General features: G+C 62.1%; 1 protein-coding gene. It reads left to right on the top strand.

Annotation, left to right across the window (positions count from 1 at the left end; all coding sequences use genetic code 11):
* On the top strand, window positions 1-601 hold a 601-nt coding region (locus tag MF4836_RS34645), incomplete at both ends, for a contractile injection system protein, VgrG/Pvc8 family (RefSeq protein ID WP_274522663.1).

Below are 601 nucleotides of genomic sequence, written 5' to 3' on the forward strand. Positions count from 1 at the left end.
ACTTTGTCGAACGCATCATGCGCGAGGAAGGTTTCTTTTATTCCTTTCGGCACAGTGCCGAAGGCCATCAACTGGTCCACAGCGATCGCCTTTTTATCCACGGTCGCGTTGGCGATGAGCCGGTGCAATACAACCCCACGCCCGGCGGCGACCAGCCGCAACCCGCGTTGCGCCGCTTTGCCTACAGCGAAAACGTGCGTACCGCGCACCAGACCCAGCGCGATTACACCTTCCACCATCCGCGCTACAGCCACCATCACAGCCGTGATGGCGTCGATCTCGACCACCAGGGCCGACAGTACGAACGCTACGATTATCCGGCACGCGCCAAGTTCGACGAGGCCGGCAAACCCTTCGCTGAAAACCGTTTGCGTGGTCATCGGCGTGATGCGCGTATGGCCCTGGTCGAGGGCGATGATCCGCGCCTGCAACCGGGTATCTCCTTCACTCTCGCGGGCCACCCACGGGAAGACCTGAACCGTGGCTGGCGTCCGGTGAGCATCGTCCACCACGGCAAGCAGTACACCAGTCAGGCTGAAGAAAGCGCCGAGGCGCAACTCGGCACCCACTACAGCTACCAGGCCGAACTGGTGCCGGACGA

Origin of the sequence: Pseudomonas sp. MF4836 (genome assembly GCF_002018875.1) — a bacterium.
Classification (GTDB): domain Bacteria; phylum Pseudomonadota; class Gammaproteobacteria; order Pseudomonadales; family Pseudomonadaceae; genus Aquipseudomonas.